Origin of the sequence: Pseudomonas sp. XWY-1 (genome assembly GCF_002953115.1) — a bacterium.
Classification (GTDB): domain Bacteria; phylum Pseudomonadota; class Gammaproteobacteria; order Pseudomonadales; family Pseudomonadaceae; genus Aquipseudomonas; species Aquipseudomonas alloputida.
Map to the genome: position 1 here is coordinate 2159656 of NZ_CP026332.1, position 21592 is coordinate 2181247.

Sequence of the window (21592 nt, forward strand, 5' to 3'; positions counted from 1 at the left end):
CCCATGAGTCAACCGAGCTATACCCGCGGTCGCCAGGACCGACCCTTGCTGACCCAGACCATCGGCCAGGCCTTCGATGCCACCGTGGCCCGCTGTTCCGACAGCGAGGCCCTGGTGTCCCGCCACCAGGGCCTGCGTTACAGCTGGCGGCAGTTGGCCGAACAGGTCGAAATATACGCCCGCGCCCTTATCGCACTGGGCGTGAACACCGGCGACCGTGTTGGCATCTGGTCGCCCAACTGCGCCCAGTGGTGCATCTTGCAGCTGGCCAGTGCCAAGGTCGGTGCCATTCTGGTCAACATCAACCCGGCCTACCGTGTGGGCGAACTGGAATACGTGTTGCGCCAGTCCGGCTGCCGCTGGCTGGTCTGCGCTGAAGCCTTCAAAACGTCTGATTACCACGCCATGGTGCAGGAGCTGGTGCCTGAACTGGCCAGTGCCGCGCCTGGTGAGCTGGCCAGTGAATGCCTGCCCGAGTTGCGTGGCGTCATCAGCCTGGCCGCCAACCCGCCTGCCGGCTTCCTGCCCTGGCACGCGTTGGCCGAGCGGGCAGGGCAGACGTCTGCCGAAGCCTGCACAGCCCGTCAGCAAAGCCTGCAGTTCGACCAGCCGGTAAACATCCAGTACACCTCCGGAACCACCGGTGCGCCCAAAGGTGCCACGCTCAGTCACTACAACATCCTCAACAACGGTTTCATGGTGGGTGAAAGCCTTGGCCTGACGGCCCGCGACCGTATGGTGATCCCGGTGCCGCTGTACCATTGCTTCGGCATGGTCATGGCCAACCTCGGCTGCATCACCCACGGCAGCACCATGATCTACCCCAACGATGCTTTCGACGCCGAACTTACCTTGCGCGCCGTGGCCGAGGAGCGTGCCACCATCCTCTATGGCGTACCGACCATGTTCATCGCCATGCTCGACCACCCGTCCCGTGCCCACATGGACCTGTCGACCCTGCGCAGCGGCATCATGGCCGGCGCCACCTGCCCGATCGAAGTGATGCGCCGGGTCATCGACCAGATGCACATGGCAGAAGTGCAGATCGCCTACGGCATGACCGAAACCAGCCCCGTGTCGCTGCAGACCGGCCCGGACGACGATCTGGAGTTGCGCGTGACCACCGTCGGCCGCACCCAGCCGCAGCTGGAGAACAAGCTGGTGGACGCCGATGGCTGCATCGTCCCTCGCGGAGAGATTGGCGAACTGTGCACCCGCGGCTACAGCGTGATGCTTGGCTACTGGGACAACCCCCAGGCCACGGCGGATGCCATCGACCCGGCCGGCTGGATGCATTCGGGTGACCTGGCGGTGATGGACGAGCAGGGCTATGTGCGCATCGTCGGGCGCAACAAGGACATGATCATTCGTGGCGGCGAGAACATTTACCCGCGTGAGCTGGAGGAGTTTTTCTACACCCACCCGGCGGTGGCCGATGCGCAGGTGATCGGCATTCCGTGCAGCCGCTATGGCGAAGAGATCGTCGCCTGGATCAAGCTGCACCCGGGGCACAGCGCCACGGTCGAGGAGCTGCAGGGCTGGTGCAAGGCACGCATTGCCCACTTCAAGGTGCCGCGGTATATCCGCTTTGTCGACGATTTCCCGATGACGGTGACCGGGAAGGTGCAAAAGTTCCGGATGCGTGAGATCAGTGTGGCGGAGATTGCAGCTGCATCTGCGGGTTGATGTGCTGGCGCGGCCGGCCTCTTCGCGGGTAAACCCGCTCCTACACAGGGGCAGCGCCGCATTCAAGGCCGGCACGGTCCCTGGTAGGAGCGGGTTTACCCGCGAAGAGGCCGGCCCGATCAATGCAAGATCTTCACCTTGCCAAGCACCCGGTCATCCTCAACCTTTCAATGAAGCAGCGGAGATCAGCTGTTCACGCTGGTGCCGTGGTCTACCCTTAAGCCTTCACCGGTGGCTCCTGGCTCGGCGGGTCGCCCACTGTCGGCGGCACGGTCGGCTTGATCGGCAGCTCGTCCGGTTCTTCTTCCGGTACGGGTGGCGGCAAGCTCGGGTCGTCGATGTTGGGATCGGGTGTCTCCGGTGGAATGGGAATGTTCATGGCCTGACCTCGCGTGGGTGGGTGAAGAGGTGCTGTAGGCTCTGACCGCTGGCAGCTGCCGTTCGCTCAATTATTTTGAACCCCCCGCCTGTGCCCGGCTCTGAACCCTTACCGCCACCAGCCTGAGGGAGCAAGGTCGATGTCACGAAACGAGCCCTTTGAAAGCGTGCCCATGGCGAACGATCACCCGGACCAGGCCATTAGCCTGGCCCAGGCGCTGTTGGCGCCACGCATCGTGATCGAAGACACCCAACCCGTGCTCGACGCCGGCAGCTTCGCCGCCAAGGCCGTCAGCGGCCAGCCTGTGGCCGTCAGCACCAAGGCCTACAGCGACGGCCACGACCGCCTGGCGGTGATGCTCAACTGGCGCCAGGCCCACAGCCGGCGCTGGCATTGCGTGCCGATGCAGTCGGCGGGCAACGACCTGTGGCAGGCCGAATTCACCCCCACCGAGCTGGGCCCGCACCGGTTCAGTATCGAGGCCTGGATCGACCCGTTTGCCACCTATTGCCACGATCTGGAGAAGAAGTACCACGCCGGCGTCGAGGTAAAACTGGAACTGGAAGAAGGCCGCTTGATGCTGGGCAAAGGCATCGAGCTGTGCAGCGGCGCCCTGCGCGAGGCGCTCGAGGCCGTGCAGAGCCGCCTGGCCACGCTCAGTACCGATGATCAGGTGGCCGTGTTTCTCGACCCGACCACCGCCCGCCTGATGGGTGAAGCCGAACACCGCAGCTACCTGACCCGCAGCCCTGATTTCCCCCTTGATGTCGACCGCCCGGCCGCATTGTTCGCCAGCTGGTACGAGCTGTTCCCGCGCTCGATGACCGACGACCCGCAGCGTCACGGCACCTTCAACGACGTGCACGAACGGCTGCCGATGATCCGCGACATGGGCTTCGACGTCCTGTACTTCCCGCCCATCCACCCCATCGGCATGCAGCATCGCAAGGGCCGCAACAACGCCCTCAAGGCCGAGCCGGGCGACCCGGGTAGCCCGTATGCCATTGGCAGCCCGGAGGGCGGCCACGAGGCGATTCACCCGCAACTGGGCAGCCGCGATGACTTCCGTCGACTGGTGGCTGCGGCGGCGGAACACGGCCTGGAAATCGCCCTCGATTTCGCCATCCAGTGTTCCCAGGACCACCCCTGGCTCAAGGAGCACCCGGGCTGGTTCAGCTGGCGCCCGGACGGCACCATCCGCTACGCCGAAAACCCGCCGAAAAAGTATCAGGACATCGTCAACGTCGATTTCTACGCCCCAGAGGCCGTGCCCTCGCTGTGGCTGGCCCTGCGCGACGTGGTGGTCGGCTGGGTCGAGGAGGGCGTGAAGACTTTCCGCGTCGACAACCCGCACACCAAGCCGCTGCCGTTCTGGCAATGGCTGATCGGCAATGTGCGCAGCCAGCACCCCGACGTCATCTTCCTCGCCGAAGCCTTTACCAAGCCGGCAATGATGGCGCGCCTGGGCAAGGTCGGCTACGCACAGAGCTATACCTATTTCACCTGGCGCAACCACAAGCAGGAGCTGCGCGAATATTTCGAGCAGCTCAATCAGCCGCCGTGGAGCCAGTGCTACCGGCCCAACTTCTTCGTCAACACGCCGGACATCAACCCGTTTTTCCTGCACACCTCAGGCCGCGCAGGTTTCCTTATCCGTGCCGCGCTGGCCACCATGGGCTCAGGCTTGTGGGGCATGTATTCGGGCTTCGAGCTGTGTGAGGGCACGCCGTTGCCGGGCAAGGAGGAGTACCTGGATTCGGAGAAGTACGAAATCCGCCCACGCGACTTCACCCAGCCCGGCAACATCATCGCCGAGATCGCCCAGCTCAACCGCATCCGCCGGCAGAACCGCGCCTTGCAAACCCACCTGGGCGTGGCCTTCTTCAATTGCTGGAACGACAACATCCTGTACTTCGCCAAGCGTACGCCCGAGCGGGACAACTACATCCTGGTGGCCGTCAGCCTCGACCCACACAACGCCCAGGAGGCGCACTTCGAGTTGCCGCTGTGGGAGTTGGGGCTGGACGACAACGCCGAAACCCAGGGTGAAGACCTGATGAACGGCCACCGCTGGTCGTGGTACGGCAAGACCCAATGGATGCGCATAGAGCCCTGGCACCTGCCGTTCGGCATCTGGCGCATCGAGAAAGCCGGGTAAAACCGGTCTGTAGCCTTTTCCCCTGTGGGAGCGGGCATGCCCGCGAACACCGGCAGAGCCGGTGCCAAGCACCGCGGTGGCTGATTCGCGGGCCCGCCCGCTCCCACAGCGATGGTGCAAGAAGGGGCAAACATGCAATTGAAAGGAGTCGCACATGGCCAAGCGTTCCCGCCCGGCAGCCTTCATCGACGACCCGCTGTGGTACAAGGACGCCGTCATCTACCAGCTGCACATCAAGTCGTTCTTCGACTCGAACAATGACGGCATCGGCGACTTCGCCGGCCTGATCAGCAAGCTCGACTACATCGCCGAGCTGGGCGTCAACACCCTGTGGCTGCTGCCGTTCTACCCCTCGCCACGCCGTGACGACGGCTACGACATCGCCGAATACAAGGCCGTGCACCCCGACTACGGCAGCATGGCCGACGCCCGCCGTTTCATCGCCGAGGCCCACAAGCGCGGCCTGCGGGTGATCACCGAGCTGGTCATCAACCACACCAGCGACCAGCACCCGTGGTTCCAGCGCGCCCGCCACGCCAAGCGCGGCAGCAAGGCGCGCGAGTTCTACGTGTGGTCGGACGACGACCAGAAGTACGACGGCACGCGCATCATCTTCCTCGACACCGAAAAGTCCAACTGGACCTGGGACCCGGTCGCCGGCCAGTACTTCTGGCACCGGTTCTACTCCCACCAGCCGGACCTCAACTTCGACAACCCGCAGGTGCTCAAGGCGGTGATCGGCGTCATGCGCTTCTGGCTGGACCTGGGTGTAGATGGCCTGCGGCTGGACGCGATCCCTTACCTGATCGAGCGCGACGGCACCAACAACGAAAACCTCGCCGAAACCCACGACGTGCTCAAGGCGATCCGCGCCGAGATCGACGCCAATTACCCCGATCGCATGCTGCTGGCCGAAGCCAACCAGTGGCCTGAAGACACGCGTCCGTACTTCGGCGAAGGCGACGGCGACGAGTGCCATATGGCCTTCCACTTTCCGTTGATGCCGCGCATGTACATGGCCCTGGCCATGGAAGACCGCTTCCCGATCACCGATATCCTGCGCCAGACCCCGGAAATCCCGGCCAACTGCCAGTGGGCGATCTTTTTGCGCAACCATGATGAACTGACCCTGGAAATGGTCACCGACCGCGAGCGCGACTACCTGTGGAACTACTACGCCGAAGACCGCCGCGCGCGCATCAACCTGGGCATTCGCCGGCGCCTGGCGCCCCTGCTGCAGCGTGACCGTCGGCGCATAGAGCTGCTGACCAGCCTGCTGTTGTCGATGCCCGGCACGCCAACCCTGTATTACGGCGACGAACTGGGTATGGGCGACAATATCTATCTGGGTGACCGCGATGGCGTTCGCACACCCATGCAGTGGTCGCCAGACCGCAACGGCGGTTTTTCCCGCGCCGACCCGCAGCGCCTGGTGCTGCCGCCGATCATGGACCCGCTCTACGGTTACCAGACCGTCAACGTCGAGGCGCAAAGCCACGACCCGCATTCGCTGCTGAACTGGACCCGGCGCATGCTGGCGGTGCGCAAGCAGCAGAAGGCCTTTGGTCGCGGCAGCCTGCGCACCCTCACGCCCAGCAACCGGCGCATCCTTGCCTATATCCGCGAGTACACCGATGCCGACGGCAATACCGAGGTCATCCTCTGCGTGGCCAACGTGTCCCGCGCCGCCCAGGCTGCCGAACTCGAATTGTCACAATACGCCGACAAAGTACCGGTGGAGATGCTTGGCGGCAGCGCGTTCCCGCCAATCGGCCAACTGCCGTTTCTGCTGACCTTGCCACCTTATGCGTTCTACTGGTTCCTGCTGGCCAGCCGCGATCGCATGCCCAGCTGGCACATCCAGCCCACCGAGGGGTTACCCGAATTGACCACATTGGTACTGCGCAAGCGCATGGAAGAACTGCTGCAAGCCCCTGCAAGCGATACGCTGCAAAGCACCATCCTGCCGCAGTACCTGCCCAAGCGCCGCTGGTTCGCCGGCAAGGAAGGGCCGATCGATGCCGTGCGCCTGTGTTACGGCGTGCGTTTCGGCACCGCCACCACGCCGGTGTTGCTCAGCGAAATCGAGGTACACAGCGACGGCACGGCCACCCGCTACCAGCTGCCGTTCGGCCTGCTGCGTGAGGAGCAGATCCATACCGCGCTGCCGCAGCAGCTGGCGTTGTCGCGGGTGCGCCGTGCCCACCAGGTTGGCTTGATCACAGACGCCTTCGTCCTTGAGCCGTTCATTCACGCCGTGATGCAAGCCTGCCAGGATGGCCTGCGTCTGCCGTGTGGCGACGCTGAGGGTGAATTGCGCTTCGAATGCACAGAGCAGCTGGCCGGCCTGGCGCTCGACGAGGAGAGCGAAGTGCGCTACCTCAGCGCCGAGCAGTCCAACAGCTCGGTGGTCATCGGCGACCGCGTGGTGCTCAAGCTGATCCGCCGGGTCAACCCGGGTATCCATCCAGAGCTGGAAATGAGTGCCTACCTGACCGCCGCCGGCTTTGCCAATATCTCGCCGCTGCTGGCCTGGGTCAGCCGGGTGGACGAACAACATGCGCCGCACCTGCTGATGATTGCCCAAGGTTACCTGAGTAACCAGGGCGATGCCTGGGGCTGGACCCAGAACACGCTGGAAAGGGCCATCCGCGACCAGATGGAGCCCACCCGCAACGACGCCGAAACGCACACTGACGCATTGGCCGAACTCAGCGGCTTTGCGGCCTTGCTTGGCCAGCGCCTGGGCGAGATGCACCTGCTGCTGGCCGCACCCACCGAAGACCCGGCCTTCCAGCCGCGCCCCAGCGATGCGCAGGACAGCGAGCGCTGGCGTGCACAGATCAGCACCGAACTGACCCACGCCCTCGACCTGCTGGCCCAGCATCGCGACACGCTGGACGGCGACAGCCAGGCCTTGGTCGACGATCTGCAGCAACAGCGTGACGGCCTGGCCCAGCACATCGGCAACCTCGCCGAGCAGGCTCAGGGTGGCCTGCTGATGCGTGTACACGGCGACCTGCACCTGGGCCAGGTGCTGGTGGTGCAGGGGGATGCGTACCTCATCGATTTTGAAGGCGAACCCGCCCGGCCCCTTGAAGAGCGCCGGGCAAAACACAGCCCCTACAAGGATGTCAGCGGCGTGCTGCGATCCTTCGACTATGCTGCTGCGATGATCTTGCGCAGCGCGTCTGCGGTGGACCTTTCCGAGCCGGCGCGGCAAGCCCGGCAGCGGGTTGCCCGGCAGTACTTGCACCAGTCCCGGCATGCCTTTGTCGAAGCCTATGGCCTGGCCACTGCCGCCATGCCCCACGCCTGGCAGCACGCCGAGGGCGAGCGCGCGGCACTGGAGCTGTTCTGCCTGGAAAAAGCCGCCTACGAGATTACATACGAAGCCGAAAACCGTCCGAGCTGGCTGGCCGTGCCTTTGCATGGTCTGCATGGACTGATCAGTACCTGGGGAGAGTCAGAATGAACGTTACAACGCGTGAAAACGGTGGCCTTCGGCAACGGGACCTCGACGCCCTGGCCCGCGCCGAACACGCCGATCCTTTTGCGGTACTCGGCCCCCACGGCGACGGCGCAGGCGGGCAGGTGGTCCGCGTCTTTCTGCCCAATGCCCTGAAAGTGCACATTCAGGCCCGGGAGGACGGGCGAGTCCTCGCCGAAATGGAGCAGGGCAGCCTGCCCGGTTTGTTCAGCGCGCACCTCGATAAGGCACAGCCCTATCAGCTTCACATCGTCTGGGCCGGCGGCGAGCAGGTTACCGAAGACCCCTACAGCTTCGGCCCGCAATTGGGAGACATGGACCTTCACTTGTTCGCGGAAGGCAATCACCGCGATTTGTCCGGGCGCTTCGGTGCCCAGCCGACTCAGGTCGATGGCATCGACGGCGTGTGTTTCTCGGTCTGGGCGCCGAATGCCCGGCGGGTGTCGGTGGTGGGTGATTTCAACAACTGGGATGGTCGCCGTCACCCCATGCGCCTGCGCCACGGTGCCGGGGTTTGGGAGCTGTTCATTCCGCGTCTGGGCGTGGGCGAAACCTACAAGTTCGAAGTACTCGGCAAGGACGGCATACTGCCGTTGAAGGCCGACCCACTGGCCCGTGCCACCGAGCTGCCGCCGAGCACGGCGTCCAAGGTTGCCGGTGAACTCAGCCACGCCTGGCAGGACCATGACTGGATGGCGCAGCGCGCCCAGCGCCATGCCTACAACGCGCCGTTGTCGATCTACGAACTGCACCCAGGGTCATGGCGCTGCGAGCTGGACGAAACGGGGGAAATCGGGCGTTTCTACAATTGGCGGGAACTGGCCGAGCGGCTGGTGCCCTATGTGCAGGAACTGGGCTTTACCCACATCGAACTGCTGCCGATCATGGAGCATCCGTTCGGCGGCTCCTGGGGCTATCAACCACTGTCGATGTTCGCGCCCACCTCGCGCTACGGCAGTGCCGAAGATTTCGCCGCGTTCATCGACGCCTGCCACCAAGGGGGCATCGGTGTGCTGCTGGACTGGGTGCCGGCGCATTTCCCCACTGACGAACATGGCCTGGCGCGCTTCGACGGCACGGCCCTGTACGAATACGACAACCCACTGGAAGGCTATCACCAGGACTGGAACACGCTGATCTACAACCTCGGCCGCAACGAGGTACGCGGCTTTATGATGGCCTCGGCGCTGCACTGGCTCAAGCATTTCCACATCGACGGCCTGCGCGTCGATGCGGTGGCCTCGATGCTGTACCGCGACTACTCGCGCAAGGCCGGCGAATGGGTACCCAACCGCCACGGCGGGCGCGAGAACCTGGAAGCCATCGACTTCATCCGCCACCTCAACGGCGTGGCTGCCCACGAGGCCCCGGGTGCGCTGATCATCGCCGAGGAGTCCACCGCCTGGCCCGGGGTCAGCCAACCTACCCAACAGGGCGGCCTGGGTTTTGCCTACAAGTGGAACATGGGCTGGATGCACGACACCCTGCACTACATCCAGAACGACCCGGTGCACCGCACCTACCACCACAACGAGATGAGCTTCGGGCTGATCTATGCCTATTCCGAGCACTTCATCCTGCCCATCTCCCATGATGAAGTGGTACACGGCAAGCACTCGCTGATCGACAAGATGCCCGGCGACCGCTGGCAGAAATTCGCCAACCTGCGTGCCTACCTCACCTTCATGTGGGCACACCCGGGCAAGAAGCTGCTGTTCATGGGCTGCGAGTTCGGCCAGTGGCGTGAGTGGAACCACGACAGCGAACTGGACTGGTACCTGCTGCAGTATCCCGAGCACCAGGGCGTGCAGCGCCTGGTGGGCGACCTCAATCGCCTGTACCGCGAAGAGCCGGCGTTGCACGAGCAGGATTGCCAGCCGCAGGGCTTCCAGTGGTTGATCGGTGACGACGCGCAGAACAGCGTGTACGCCTGGCTGCGCTGGAGCAGCAGCGGCGAGCCGGTGCTGGTGGTGGCCAACTTCACCCCGGTACCCCGAGAGGGCTACCGCATTGGAGTGCCGTTCGGCGAGCGTTGGCAGGAGCTGCTGAACAGTGATGCCGAGCTGTATGCCGGGTCGAATGTCGGCAATCTCGGGGCGGTGGCCAGTGACGAAGTGGCCAGCCACGGGCAGCCACTATCGCTGGCCCTGAACCTGCCGCCGCTGGGGGTGTTGATCATGAAGCCCGCCTGATCGGTTGACCGCACTGGCCTTTTCGCCTGTAGGAGCGGGTTTACCCGCGAATCCGGTAGCGGCGGCAACCGTGAATGGCCTTTGGGAATTGGCCGGCAGGCCCGGCCCTTTCGCGGGTGAACCCGCTCCTACAACGGCCTGTGCCGAGCCACCGATGCGTGTGGCCCCGATCAGTGTGTAGGAGCGGGTTTACCCGCGAATAGGCCGGCCCTGCCTACCACCGCATCCGCACCCCAAGGCTGCCGATCAGCCCGTTCAGGTCATTGTCGTCCACATCACTGCTGTAATCGGCGCTGACGAACAACGCCACCGAAGGCGTCACCCGCGCCACCAGCCCCAAGCCTAACTCCACCGTGGTGGAGTAGCGCGAACTGGAGATCTTGTCGACCTCGTCCAGTTTCAGTTCATCGGCATTGCTGAAGTCATACCACACGTTGGTACGCACATAGGGTTCGATGGGCATGCCGCGCACTTCGTAGCGCCCGGACAACTTGGCACCGACCCGGCCGCTCCAGCTCGGCTGGCTGTCGAAGGCTTGCAAGGTCTCTTCCTGCACCTGGTTGCCAGGGAAGAATTGCTGGTTGATCAACTGTGCCTGGGGCTCGATGACCCAGTTGCCCCCCAGGCGGATCGGGTAACCGCCCTCTACCGAGAAGGTCATTGCGTGGCCACTGTCGTCCAGGCGCTGGCCGTTTTCGCCACGGCCCATCACGTCGATCCGCGAGCCCATGGCCACGGCATCCAGGTGCCAACCCTGTTCATGGGTCATGCTCCAGTACACCCCCAGGCTTTCCCCGCTCAAGTTCACCGCTTTGCGCTGCTTGTCGCCCAGCAGAGGGCGCGCGCCTCTGAAGCTGCTTTGCAGGTTGTTGTGCCCCACGAAAATCCCTGCGCGGTGCACATCGCCCGCTGCAGTTTCACGCACGAACAGGTCCGGGCCGATCATCAGTTGCTGGCTGGGCGCCTCCAGCTGTGCCGGCGGCAGCGCGCGGCCGCGCGCACTGGTGGGGAAGAACTGCGCCCACTGACTGGCAATCAGGTCGGGTGCCGGCTGCTGGTGGCGTTCGCTCATCTGCTGCGAAAACGCATTGAGGGTGCCGAGACTCAACCCACTGGCACTGAGCGGGTCGAGCGACAGTTGCGCCGCCACGGGTTGCTGCAGATAGCCGGGGGAGGTGGGGTCACCCTGCAGTTCGTACGCGATCGTTTCCACCGGGGTTGCCAGAAGCAGCGACGTGGAAACCGCGTAGAAAATGCTGTCGAAGCGCAAGGGGTTCGAGGTGCTTTTCATGGCGGATCTCCTTTGTTTTTGTGGTGCAGCCCGAGAACCTGGCCTGTTGTCACGAGCTGTACGGCAAAAACAGTGGGCGACCCAAACCAGCACGCCAGTTATCGCAAACGCGCACGAAGGCGCGAGCTAGAGGCCCGGCGCAAGTTTTTTACAGCTTGGTACTGTTCAGCTAAGGAGAGGTCGCGGCTTGCGTCAAGAAAGCGTGAAGGAAGTGTTCAGGGTGCGTCGTAACGCTCAACCTGTTGTTTTATCGATAAAAACAGCAGGGTATAGCGGGGATCGCTATTTGCCGTGCCGTGGCTATGAAGAATGATTGCTAAAGTCGCACTTCAACGGCCAGCGGCAGGTGATCTGACAGGTGCGACCAAGGTTTGTGCCCCAGAATCCGCGGCCCATGGCTTTCGGCGTTACGCAGGTAAATGCGGTCCAGGCGCAGCAGCGGGAGGCGGGCCGGGTAGGTGCGGGCGAGGTGGCCGTGGTGGCGCTCGAAGGCTTCGTGCAGGTCGCGTTGCAGGCCAAGGGTGCGGTTGCCATGGCTTTTCCAGTCGTTGAAGTCGCCGGCGATGATCACCGGGGCGTTGGCCGGCAGGGCGTCCAGCAGTTTACGCAGCAACTGCAGCTGCTTTTGCCGGTGGCTTTCCAGCAACGACAGGTGCACGCAGACCGCATGCACCTGGCCTTGCCCCGGCACCTCCAGCACACAGTGCAACAGGCCGCGGCGTTCGGGGCCGGTGATCGACACGTCCAGGTTGCGGTGCTCGATGATCGGGTATTTGGACAGCAACGCATTGCCGTGGTGGCCGTCAGGGTAGACCGCGTTGCGGCCATAGGCAAAGTCGCTCCACATGCTGTCGGCGAGGAATTCGTACTGCGAGGTCTGTGGCCAGCCGGGGTGGCGCGCGGCGTGGCGGTCGTGGCTGCCGAGCACTTCCTGAAGGAAGACAATGTCGGCCTGTGTGCTGCGCACGGCCTCGCGCAGCTCCGGCAAGATAAAGCGCCGGTTGAAGGCGGTGAAGCCCTTGTGGGTATTCACCGTCAGTACCCGCAGGCGTTTCACGGCCGGGGCCTGGCTGACGCTGGCGAAACCATTACTGCCGGCTTCGAGGCTCACGATTCCTCCTGAAGTTAACCCTGCCTCACTGTCGCCGCCAAACCCTGTGGGGGCTGGTACACCGTTCCCACCGGGTTTGGCGTGGCGATCACAACGTAGGACCTGCCTGGGCTATCACCGTTCACTCTTCGTCGTACTGCAACACCATCAGCAGCATCGACCGACCCTTCACCTCGAAGGTACTGTCGAACTGCAGGTGCTGCCCCTTGCGCAACTCCGGCCGGTCGGTATCGACCAGGCAGCTCCAGTAATCGCCTTCGGGCACGGCCGGTAGCTTGAACGGCACGATGTCATGGTGGGCATTGACGATCAGCAACACGGTGGCCTCGGCACCTGGCCGGGCGATACCGCTGACCTGCGCGCGGCCATCTATCAGCATGCCCAGGCAACGCCCGTGTGGGTCTTCCCATTGCTCAACGCTCATCTCGCTGCCATCGGGTGCCAGCCAGGTCACGTCCTTGACCCCAATTGCCTCATTGTAGTCACCCACCAGAAAGCGCGAGCGGCGCAGCACCGGGTAGGCCAGGCGCAGGCGCGTCAGGCGCTTGACGAAGGCCAGCAGCTCTTGGCCTTCCTCGTCCAGGTCCCAGTTCACCCAGCCGATCTCGCTGTCCTGGCAGTAAGCGTTGTTGTTGCCGTGCTGGGTGCGGCTGAACTCGTCGCCGGCAACGATCATTGGCGTGCCCTGGGCCAGCAGCAAGGTGGCGAAGTAGTTGCGCATCTGGCGCATGCGCAGGGCATTGATCGCCGGGTCGTCGGTCGGCCCTTCGACGCCGCAGTTCCACGACAGGTTGTTGTCGGTGCCGTCCTGGTTGTTTTCGTCGTTGTCTTCATTGTGCTTGTGGTTGTAGGACACCAGGTCGCGCAGGGTGAAACCGTCGTGGGCGGTGATGAAGTTGACCGAGGAATAGGGCCTGCGCCCGCGGTTGTTGAACATGTCGCCCGAGGCGGTCAAGCGCGCGGCAAAATCGGCCAGCTGGCCTTCGTCGCCTTTCCAGAAGGCGCGTGCGGTATCGCGGAAGCGGTCGTTCCATTCCGCCCAGCCCGGGGCGAAGTTGCCCACCTGGTAGCCGCCGGGGCCGCAATCCCACGGTTCGGCAATCAGCTTGACCTGGCTCAGCATCGGGTCCTGGCGGCAGGCGACCAGGAAGCCATGACGCTCGCTGTAGCCATCGTGGTAACGGCCAAGGATGGTCGCCAGGTCGAAGCGAAAGCCGTCCACGTGCATTTCGCCGGCCCAGTAGCGAAGCGAGTCGGTGACCAACTGCAGCACGCAGGGGTGGCTCAGGTCCAGGGTGTTGCCGGTGCCGGAGTCGTTGATGTAGTAGCGCTTGTCGTCCGGCATCAGGCGGTAGTACGAGGCGTTGTCGATGCCGCGCATCGACAGGGTCGGGCCGCGCTCGTTGCCTTCGGCGGTGTGGTTGTAGACCACGTCCAGGATCACCTCAAGCCCGGCGTCGTGCAGGTGCGCGACCATCTCCTTGAACTCGGCGATCTTGCCGCTGGCCAGGTAGCGCGGGTGCGGGGCGAAAAAGGCGATGCTGTTGTAGCCCCAGTAGTTGTTCAGGCCCTTGTCCAGCAGGTGCTGGTCGTTGACGAAGGCGTGAATCGGCAGCAGCTCGATGCTCGACACGCCAAGGTCCTTGATGTGTTTGAGCAACTCGTCGTTGGCCAGGCCGGCGAAGGTGCCGCGCAGTTCTTCAGGCACTGCCGGGTGGCGCATGCTGATGCCGCGGGCATGCGCTTCATAGATGATCGTGCGCTCCCATGGGATCTGCACGCGCTGGTCGCGGCCCCAGGTGAACGCCGGGTCGATGACCTTGCATTTGGGCACGAAAGGCGCGCTGTCGCGCTCGTCGAACGACAGGTCACCATCGGGGTGGCCGATGGTGTAGCCGAACAGTGCCTCGGACCATTTCAGGCTGCCGACCAGTTGCTTGGCATACGGGTCGATCAGCAGTTTGTTGGGGTTGAAGCGGTGGCCGTTTTCCGGCTCGTAGGGGCCATACACCCGGTAGCCATAGACCAGGCCGGGGTGAGCGTCGGGGAGGTAGCCATGGTAGATCTCATCGGTGTATTCGGGCAGCTCTATGCGCTCGATTTCCTGCTCGCCGGTGGAGTCGAACAGGCACAGCTCGACCTTGGTGGCGTTGGCCGAGAAGAGGGCGAAGTTGACCCCAAGGCCATCCCAGGTGGCGCCGAGGGGGAAGGGCATGCCTTCGCGGATGCGCGATGGTGCTACCGAGCGGGTTTTCTTTGGGGTGCGGGGGCTCATGACGATCCTCGAGTGGCCGTGATGGGAGGGGGATTTGGGCTGTCCGGCATGGCCTCTTCGCGGGTAAACCCGCTCCTACAGGTCATCACAGGTGCCTGTAGGAGCGGGTTTACCCGCGAAGAGGCCAGGACAGGTTTAACCGGCAGTAGGCTTTTTCACCGCCCGGGGCTTTTTCACCGCAGCGGGTTTAACCCCTGGCAGGGCAGCCGCCTTGGGATCGGCAGGCGCCTTTGGCTTGGCCGCTGCTTTCTTGCGCGGGGCTGCCTTGGGCGCCAGCGCTTCGGCCTCGGCCAGCTTGCGGGCCATTTCCCAGTGGCGTTCTTCTTCCCCTACGGGCTTACCTTCGGATTCCCAGATCTGGTAGGCAAATTCGCGAATACGCTTTTCATCGACACTCATCATGACGCTCCTGATGCTCAAGATTGTTGTATCAACACGTTGACCGGAAATTCCGCCAGCACGGCGCTCAACGGCAACTCCTTTGAAGAGCTGACCGCCGCACAGGCGAAAAGTCCCGTCGAGTTGGCAGGTGACAAGGCAAACGGCAATACCAGCCGGGTGTCGTCCCAGTTCTGCGCCGGGATCAACGGTGTAGCGGCACCTCCGAGCAGGCTGCTGGCCAGGCGCGGTGCGACGACGATGGCGTGCTCGCCTTCCCCCAGGCGAGCAAAGGCAATGACCTTGTCAGCGTGCCGGCCCTGTACGGTCAGTGGCAGGTAGGCACCGCGGCGGAACAGCTCGGCATGGGCCTGGCGGCAGTCCAGCACGCGGGCGATCAAGGCCTGTTTGACACGGCCGTCGCGCCAGTGCGCCAGCAGCTCGGCGGCCGGTGTGGCATCGTCCAGCGTGCGACGCCTCGAAGCGTAGTCCACGGCGCGGCGGTTGTCCGGGTCGACCAGGCTGAAGTCCCAGTATTCGTTACCCTGGTACAGGTCGGGCACACCGGGTGTGGTCATGCGCAACAGGGCCTGGACCAGGCCATTGAGAGCGCCGGGGCAGGCCAGCAGCTGCGCCGCGTCGGCCAGCGACTTGCGCAGTTGCTGGTTCTCGCTGTCCAGCAGCAGGCCGTCGAGGTAATGAGCGCAGGCGCCTTCGTAGGCCTCGTTCGGTGCGCTCCAGCTACTGCGCAGCTTGGCCTCGCGCAGGGCCTTCTGCTGCCACTGGCGAACACGCTCGGCGTATTGACGCAGGGCATTGTCGTCGTTCAGGTCGAGGTCCAAGGGCCAACTGCCGAGCAGGGTTTGTAGCAGCATCAACTCGTCGCCGGGGCTGGGTGCCAGCCCGTCGTCCAACTGCGCGCGCAGGGGGGCGGCCAGCTCACGCCAGTGCTCTACCCGGCTGGCCAGCCACGTGCCGCGCTCGCTGAGTACGGCCAGGCGTGCACGCGTGTCTTCGCCGCGCTTGTGGTCGTGGGTGGCGGTGGTCAGCAGGTTGTCGGGGAAATCGCGCAGGCGCCGCTGGGCCTCGTTGTGGAAATGCATGGGGGGTGCGCTGAAGCGCTCTGCCTCGAAACCCACGTCGTTACGCGACAGCAGCCGCGCGCTGCGGTAGAAGGCGGTGTCTTCCACGGCTTTGGCGGCGCTGGGCGCAGTCAGTTGCTGGAAGCGCACGCAGGCGTGGCGCAGTTGCTTGCGGGCGCGCCCCGGTGGCAGATGCCGCCAGGCTTGCCCGCCCAGCCACCGTTCAAGTTGGTCCAGTAGCGGCCAGTCAGCTTCGGCAAGGTCTTGCCGGGCATTGGTCAGGGCCTGCTGGAAGAACGTTTCGTCCTGCGCCGGGCGCCCGCAGGCATTGAAGTAGGTTCGGTAAACCGGGTAATGCGCCACCAACGCCTGCAAGGCCCGGCGAATCGCGCCCAGGGTCAGGTCACGGGTCATCAGGTCGTTGCGCGCGACCTGCAACAGTGCCTGGGCCACCGACTCGCAGTCACCGGCCAGGCTGGCGTTGAGCACCAGGTGACGGGCCTGGCGCACTTCTTCAGGGAAGTCCGGGCGCTCGCTGACGTTGCTCCACAGTTCGCTCAGCGGCGCTTCGCCGGCCGGATCATGCTGCAGCAGCGACACCTGGTTCATGAACTCGTAGCCGGTGGTGCCGTCGGTAAGCCAGTCGCGGTGCAGATGCTCGTCGGCACCCAGGATCTTTTCCACGTACAGGGGGAAGTGCTCCAGCCCTGCATTCAGCGGCCGCCGCGCCAGCAGGCCATCAACCCGCCGGCGCAGTTTGCGGCAGTAGCCACGCGGGTCGGCAAGGCCGTCGATATGGTCGATGCGCAGGCCGTCCACCAAGCCGCGTTCGATCAGTTCGAACAGCTTGGCATGGGTGGCTTCGAACACCACGGCGCGCTCCACGCGCAGGCCGCCCAATTCGTTGATGTCGAAGAAGCGCCGCCAGTTGATGTCGTCGGCAGCAGTACGCCAGCTGGCCAGGCGGTAGGTCTGGCGCTCCAGCAGCAGGTGCAGGCGCTTGAAACCGGCCTCGCTGCGGCTGTCGAAGGCCACCAGGGCCGATTCGAGGTCGGCACCTTCGCGCACCAGGCGGGCCAGTTCGGCTTGGAGCGGCAGGCTATCGGCCAGCGGGGTGGACGAGTCGCCCAATGCCGTGAAGCGCTCGGCCAGCAAATTGAGCGCAGGCTCTGGGCTGAGCGCGAGAATCCAGCCGTAATCGACCGGGCAGATCGGGAAACGATGCGCGTAATGGGCTACCTGCAGCAGCCCCTGCTGTTTGTCGAACTGCAGTGGTATCTCGCCATTCCTGAGCGCAACGCCGTAGTCGCTGCCGAGGAACGGCAACAGCAGTTGCCCGGCCAGCAGTGGGTCGCTGGAGTGCCACTGGATGTCGAAAAACTCTGCATACGGACTGCGCCGTCCCCAGGCCAGCAGGCTTTGCCACCAGGGGTTGTCGGCACCGCCTACGGCCATGTGGTTGGACACCGTGTCGAGGATCAGCCCCATGCCATGCTGGCGCAGGGCGGCAACCAGGCGCTCCAGCGCGGCCTCGCCGCCCAGCTCCGGGTTGACGCAGGTAGGATCGACCACGTCGTAGCCATGGCGCGAGCCAGCGCGGGCCTTGAGGATGGGCGAGGCATACAGGTGGCTGATGCCCAGCTGGGCGAAATACGGCACCAGCGGTACAGCGTGGTCGAGGGTGAAGTCGCTGTGGAATTGCAGGCGCAGGGTCGCGGTCAGTGGCTTCATCGGTCACGCTCCCACGCCTGCTCGCGGGCCTGGGCCAGCAGCTCCAGGCGCCGTGCGGCATCCTCGTCGTCGAGCAGTTCGCGTACCGGACGGGCAAAGCGCCGCCGCCAGTTGGGATGGCCATTGGTGGTGCCCGGCAGGTTGGGTTGCTCGTCGCAGCCCAGCAGGTCTTCCAGCGGTACCAGTACCAGCGGCGCACGGGTATGGCCAACGAAGCGGATGGCCGCATCGATCAGCGCGTCGTTGTCCTTCAGTTCGCCGTAGTTGGCCTCCAGGATGCGGCGCAGGCCTTCGCGTTCTTTCTGACGCTCGTGTCGCCAGTGCAATTCCGCAGCAGCATCAATCAGTTGCAAGCGGTGTCTCCAGTCGATGTCGCGGTTTGCCAGCCAGCCGGCCAGTGGCGCCAGGTCGTGGGTGCCGGTTGTGGCCAGGGCATTGTCTGGCCAGTCGAGAATGGGCTTGAACTGGCCCGGCTGGGTCTGCTCGAACGGCAGCACGCGCATGCCCAGCACCGCTTTCTCGGCCAGCTTTTCGCGCAGGCTGTCGGGCACGGTGCCCAGGTCTTCGCCGAGGATGATCGCCTGGTGACGCACCGACTCCAGCGCCAGCAGGCGCAACAGGTCGTCTAGCGGGTAGTCGAGGTAGGCGCCTTCGCTGGGTTTGGCCCCCTGGGGGATCAGCCATAGCCGGCGCAGGCCCATCACATGGTCGATGCGCAGGCCGCCAGCGTGGGCGAGGTTGGCCCGCAGCATCTCGATGAAGGCGCGATAGCCATTGCGCTTGAGGCCCTCGGGCGAGAAGGCGCAAATGCCCCAATCCTGCCCGACGTGGTTGAGGATGTCGGGCGGCGCACCCACGCTCAGGCCGGCCAGCAGTTCGTCCTGGCGGCTCCAGGCCTGGCTGCCGGCACCGTCGGCACCCACCGCCAGGTCGGCGATCAGGCCCACGGCCATGCCGTTGCTGCGGGCCGCTTCCTGGGCGCGTTGCAGGCCACGTTCGGTCAACCACTGGCAGAAGGCGTGGAACTCGACCTTGGCCGGGTAGGCATTGGCTAAAGCCTCCACTTCCGGGTGGTAGGGGTCGTGCCAGGCTTTGGGCCAGTTGCGCCAGTCGGCCCCGAGGCCGTGCTCCACTGCTTGGGCCTGCAGCACCTCGAAGCGGCAGTGGTGCTCCAGGGTCTGGCCGCCGGCTTCGCGGAAGCTGTCAAAATCTGTGCGTAGCGGGTGGTCGCCGTGGCTGAAGCCTTGGTAAAGCGCTTCAAGCAAGCGCAGCCGGGCGCTGGCGGCGCGTGGCCAGTCGACCAGAGGGCGTTGCTCCAGCTCTTCGAGTTGTTGCTCCAGCCCGCAGGCTTCGATGGCCATGCGCACCTCCCGTTCACCCAGCAGGGCCGCAGGGCTGGTGTACAGGGTGTTGAGCAGCAGGCGACTGGAGGGTGAGTAGGGGCTGTAGTGTTCCTGGTCGATGGCCGACAGGGCGTGAATCGGGCTGATAGCCAAGGCATCGGCGCCGCGCTCGGCGGCCGAGCGGGCCAACTGCTCCAGCGCCAGGCAGTCGCCGAAGCCACCATCGCCGGGGCGGCGCAGGCTGTAAAGCTGCACTGCCAGGCCCCAGCAGCGTGGTGGCGGCTGTTGCACCTTGTCTTCCAGGCTGTGGCAGCGTGTTGGCGCCACCGCCACGGTGAAGCGGCGGCTGTCGATTTCCACCTGGTGATAGCCGATGGGCAGCTCGCCGGGCAGGCGCGCCTGGTCATCGAGGCTGAGGGTGACCGAGGTGTGGTCTTCCAGGGTGCAGTGGGCCACGCTGGCGGCACTGAAGTAGCGCGACAGCGCTAGCGGCTGGCCTACGTCGGCGGTCAGCAAGGGCGGCAGGTGTTCGCTGTCTTCGGCGGTTTCCACCGCACGCAGGCTGGCGGCAACGGCCGCATCATCGCCGGCCGGGTGGCCAAGGCCTTCGAGGATGTTGCGCAGCACGTCGTCGCTGACACGCTGGGGCCTGGCATTGGCGTCGATCCAGTCGCGGCTCAGCCCGACGCTGGTTGCCAGACGATGCAGGGCAGTTTCGCTCATGGGCGCTCCTGGGCAGGGGGAAGCAGGCTGACCACGCAGCTGTAGGCAGCCAGGTGGGTATCCGGGTGGCGGGTGTCGCTGCTGTCGAACAGCCGTGTGGATGGCGCGGGCAGTTCGACCGCCTGCGGGGTGTCGGCCAGGTTCAGGTCGATGCGCAGAGTGTTGCCGTTGCCCAGCTGCCAGCGCGCGGTCAGCGCTTTGTCAGCGTGCACCTCGGCGCCCAGCGCACGGCTACCGGGCAAGTGCGGGATGATGTGGCGGCGGCGCAGGTCGAGCAGTTGCTGGTAAAGGCCGTGCCAGCCGGCGATCACCGCCTTGTTTTGCGGGCGTGAAGAGGTGAAGGTCTGTTCGGCGTTGGGGTCGGGAATGTGCTCACGCTGCTCGGGGTCGGCGAACGCGGCGAAGTGGGCGAACTCGCCACGACGGCCTTCGCGTACCGCGTCGGCCAGCGCGTCATGGAAGTCGGTAAAAAACAGGAACGGCTGGCAACTGCCGGCTTCGTCGCCCATGAAAAGCAGCGGAACCATGGGGGCCAGCAGCAACAGGCCGGTGGCTGCACGCAGGGCTGGCGCGGGGCATAGGCGGGTCAGGCGCTCACCCAGCGCGCGGTTGCCGATCTGGTCGTGGTTCTGCAGGAACAACACGAAGGCGCTGGGCGGCAAATGCCCGCTGGGTTCGCCGCGTGGTTTGCCATGCCGGTTGGCCTGGCCCTGGAACACGAAACCTTCGCCAAGGCACCGTGCCAGTTGGTCGATGGGGCGATGCTGGAAGTCGGCATAGTAACCTTCGGTTTCACCGGTCAGCAGCACGTGCAGGGCATTGTGGCCGTCATCGTTCCACTGGGCGTCGTAACCCTGTTCCAGCAGGCCCGCCTGGTTGTGCTCGTTCTCCAGCACCAGCCACACGTGCCGGCCCGGTTCTACGGCGGCGCGCACCCGTTGGGCCAGCTCGATCAGGAAGTCGGGCTGGTCGATGGCATGCACCGCATCCAGGCGCAGGCCGTCGAAGCGGTAGTCGCACAGCCACATCAGGGCGTTCTGGATAAAGTACTCGCGCACCTGCCGGCGGCGAAAGTCGATGGCCGCGCCCCAGGGTGTCTGCCGGTCTTCACGGAAGAACGGGCTAGCGTACTGGTGCAGGTAATTGCCGTCGGGGCCGAAGTGGTTGTACACCACATCGACCAGCACCATCAGCCCGTGGCTGTGGGCCTGGTCGACCAGTGCGCACAGTTGCTCGGGGCTGCCGTAGGTGTTCTGTGGGGCGTAAGGCAGTACGCCGTCGTAACCCCAGTTGCGTTCGCCAGGGAACTGCCCCAGCGGCATCAGCTCGATCGCGCTGATGCCCAGTTCGGCCAGGCGCGGCAGTTCCCGGGCAACCCCGGCGTAACCCCCGAGCAGGCCGACATGCACCTCCTGGATCACGGCCTCATGCCAAGGCCGGCCCTGCCACGGGTGTTGCCAGGCGTAACCGGCCACATCCACTACCTGGCTGGGCCCGTGTACGCCGTCGGGCTGGTAGCGCGAGGCCGGGTCGGCCACCTGCAGCTCACCGTCGATACGGTAGTGGTAACGGTCACCGGCCTGGCATGGCGCCACGCCGCTGTACCAACCCTCATCATCCGGCAGCAGTTCGATGGCCGGCTGCCGCTCCAGTTCCACGCTCACGCTGCGCGCATCCGGCGCCCAGAGGGCGAAGCGCGCCGACGTGGCGTCCAGCAAGTGTGCGCCATGTCTGTGCATCTTCTGACCCCCGC

Annotated in this window: 12 protein-coding genes; 4 read left to right on the forward strand and 8 right to left on the reverse strand. The window is 64.8% G+C overall.

Features of this window, described 5'->3' with window-relative positions:
- Positions 1–3: 3 nt before the first annotated feature.
- On the forward strand, positions 4–1686 hold the full coding sequence (locus PRJ_RS10045) for an AMP-binding protein (RefSeq protein ID WP_104961282.1): 1683 nt from the start codon (positions 4–6) through the stop codon (positions 1684–1686).
- A gap of 217 nt (positions 1687–1903) precedes the next feature.
- On the opposite strand, the gene PRJ_RS30045 is transcribed toward PRJ_RS10045, so the two are convergent.
- On the reverse strand, positions 1904–2065 hold the full coding sequence (locus tag PRJ_RS30045) for a hypothetical protein (RefSeq protein WP_015271006.1): 162 nt from the start codon (positions 2063–2065) through the stop codon (positions 1904–1906).
- Positions 2066–2204: 139 nt separating this feature from the next.
- Between PRJ_RS30045 and PRJ_RS10050 the strand changes: the two genes are divergently transcribed.
- From PRJ_RS10050 to glgB, 3 genes are all read left to right on the forward strand, one after another.
- On the forward strand, positions 2205–4223 hold the full coding sequence (locus PRJ_RS10050) for an alpha-1,4-glucan--maltose-1-phosphate maltosyltransferase (protein WP_104961283.1): 2019 nt from the start codon (positions 2205–2207) through the stop codon (positions 4221–4223).
- A 154-nt stretch (positions 4224–4377) separates the two neighbouring features.
- Positions 4378–7698, forward strand: a complete 3321-nt coding sequence (gene treS, locus PRJ_RS10055) for a maltose alpha-D-glucosyltransferase (RefSeq protein ID WP_104961284.1) — start codon at positions 4378–4380, stop codon at positions 7696–7698.
- Complete coding sequence (glgB, locus tag PRJ_RS10060; RefSeq protein ID WP_104961285.1) at positions 7695–9905, forward strand: 1,4-alpha-glucan branching protein GlgB; 2211 nt, start codon at positions 7695–7697, stop codon at positions 9903–9905. Before treS ends, glgB begins: the two co-directional genes overlap by 4 nt.
- 214 nt (positions 9906–10119) lie before the next feature.
- On the opposite strand, the gene PRJ_RS10065 is transcribed toward glgB, so the two are convergent.
- From PRJ_RS10065 to treZ, 7 genes are all read right to left on the reverse strand, one after another.
- Complete coding sequence (locus PRJ_RS10065; protein ID WP_104961286.1) at positions 10120–11196, reverse strand: autotransporter outer membrane beta-barrel domain-containing protein; 1077 nt, start codon at positions 11194–11196, stop codon at positions 10120–10122.
- A gap of 316 nt (positions 11197–11512) precedes the next feature.
- Positions 11513–12307 carry an endonuclease/exonuclease/phosphatase family protein gene (locus PRJ_RS10070; protein ID WP_104961287.1) on the reverse strand — a complete coding sequence of 265 codons (795 nt, stop codon included), beginning with the start codon at positions 12305–12307 and terminating at the stop codon, positions 11513–11515.
- Between the two features lie 121 nt (positions 12308–12428).
- Entirely contained in the window at positions 12429–14582 is a 2154-nt protein-coding gene (glgX, locus tag PRJ_RS10075) for a glycogen debranching protein GlgX (protein WP_104961288.1), read from the reverse strand.
- A 135-nt stretch (positions 14583–14717) separates the two neighbouring features.
- Positions 14718–14984, reverse strand: a complete 267-nt coding sequence (locus tag PRJ_RS10080; protein ID WP_104961289.1) for a DUF2934 domain-containing protein — start codon at positions 14982–14984, stop codon at positions 14718–14720.
- Between the two features lie 14 nt (positions 14985–14998).
- The gene (locus PRJ_RS10085) at positions 14999–17773 is read right to left on the reverse strand and encodes a malto-oligosyltrehalose synthase (protein ID WP_104961290.1); all 2775 of its coding nucleotides are present in this window, start codon (positions 17771–17773) and stop codon (positions 14999–15001) included.
- Positions 17770–19839: a 4-alpha-glucanotransferase gene (malQ, locus tag PRJ_RS10090; protein ID WP_104961291.1), complete on the reverse strand. Its 2070-nt coding sequence runs from the start codon at positions 19837–19839 to the stop codon at positions 17770–17772. The genes PRJ_RS10085 and malQ overlap by 4 nt, the downstream gene beginning before the upstream one ends.
- On the reverse strand, positions 19836–21578 hold the full coding sequence (treZ, locus tag PRJ_RS10095) for a malto-oligosyltrehalose trehalohydrolase (protein ID WP_104961292.1): 1743 nt from the start codon (positions 21576–21578) through the stop codon (positions 19836–19838). The genes malQ and treZ overlap by 4 nt, the downstream gene beginning before the upstream one ends.
- Between the last annotated feature and the right edge of the window lie 14 nt (positions 21579–21592).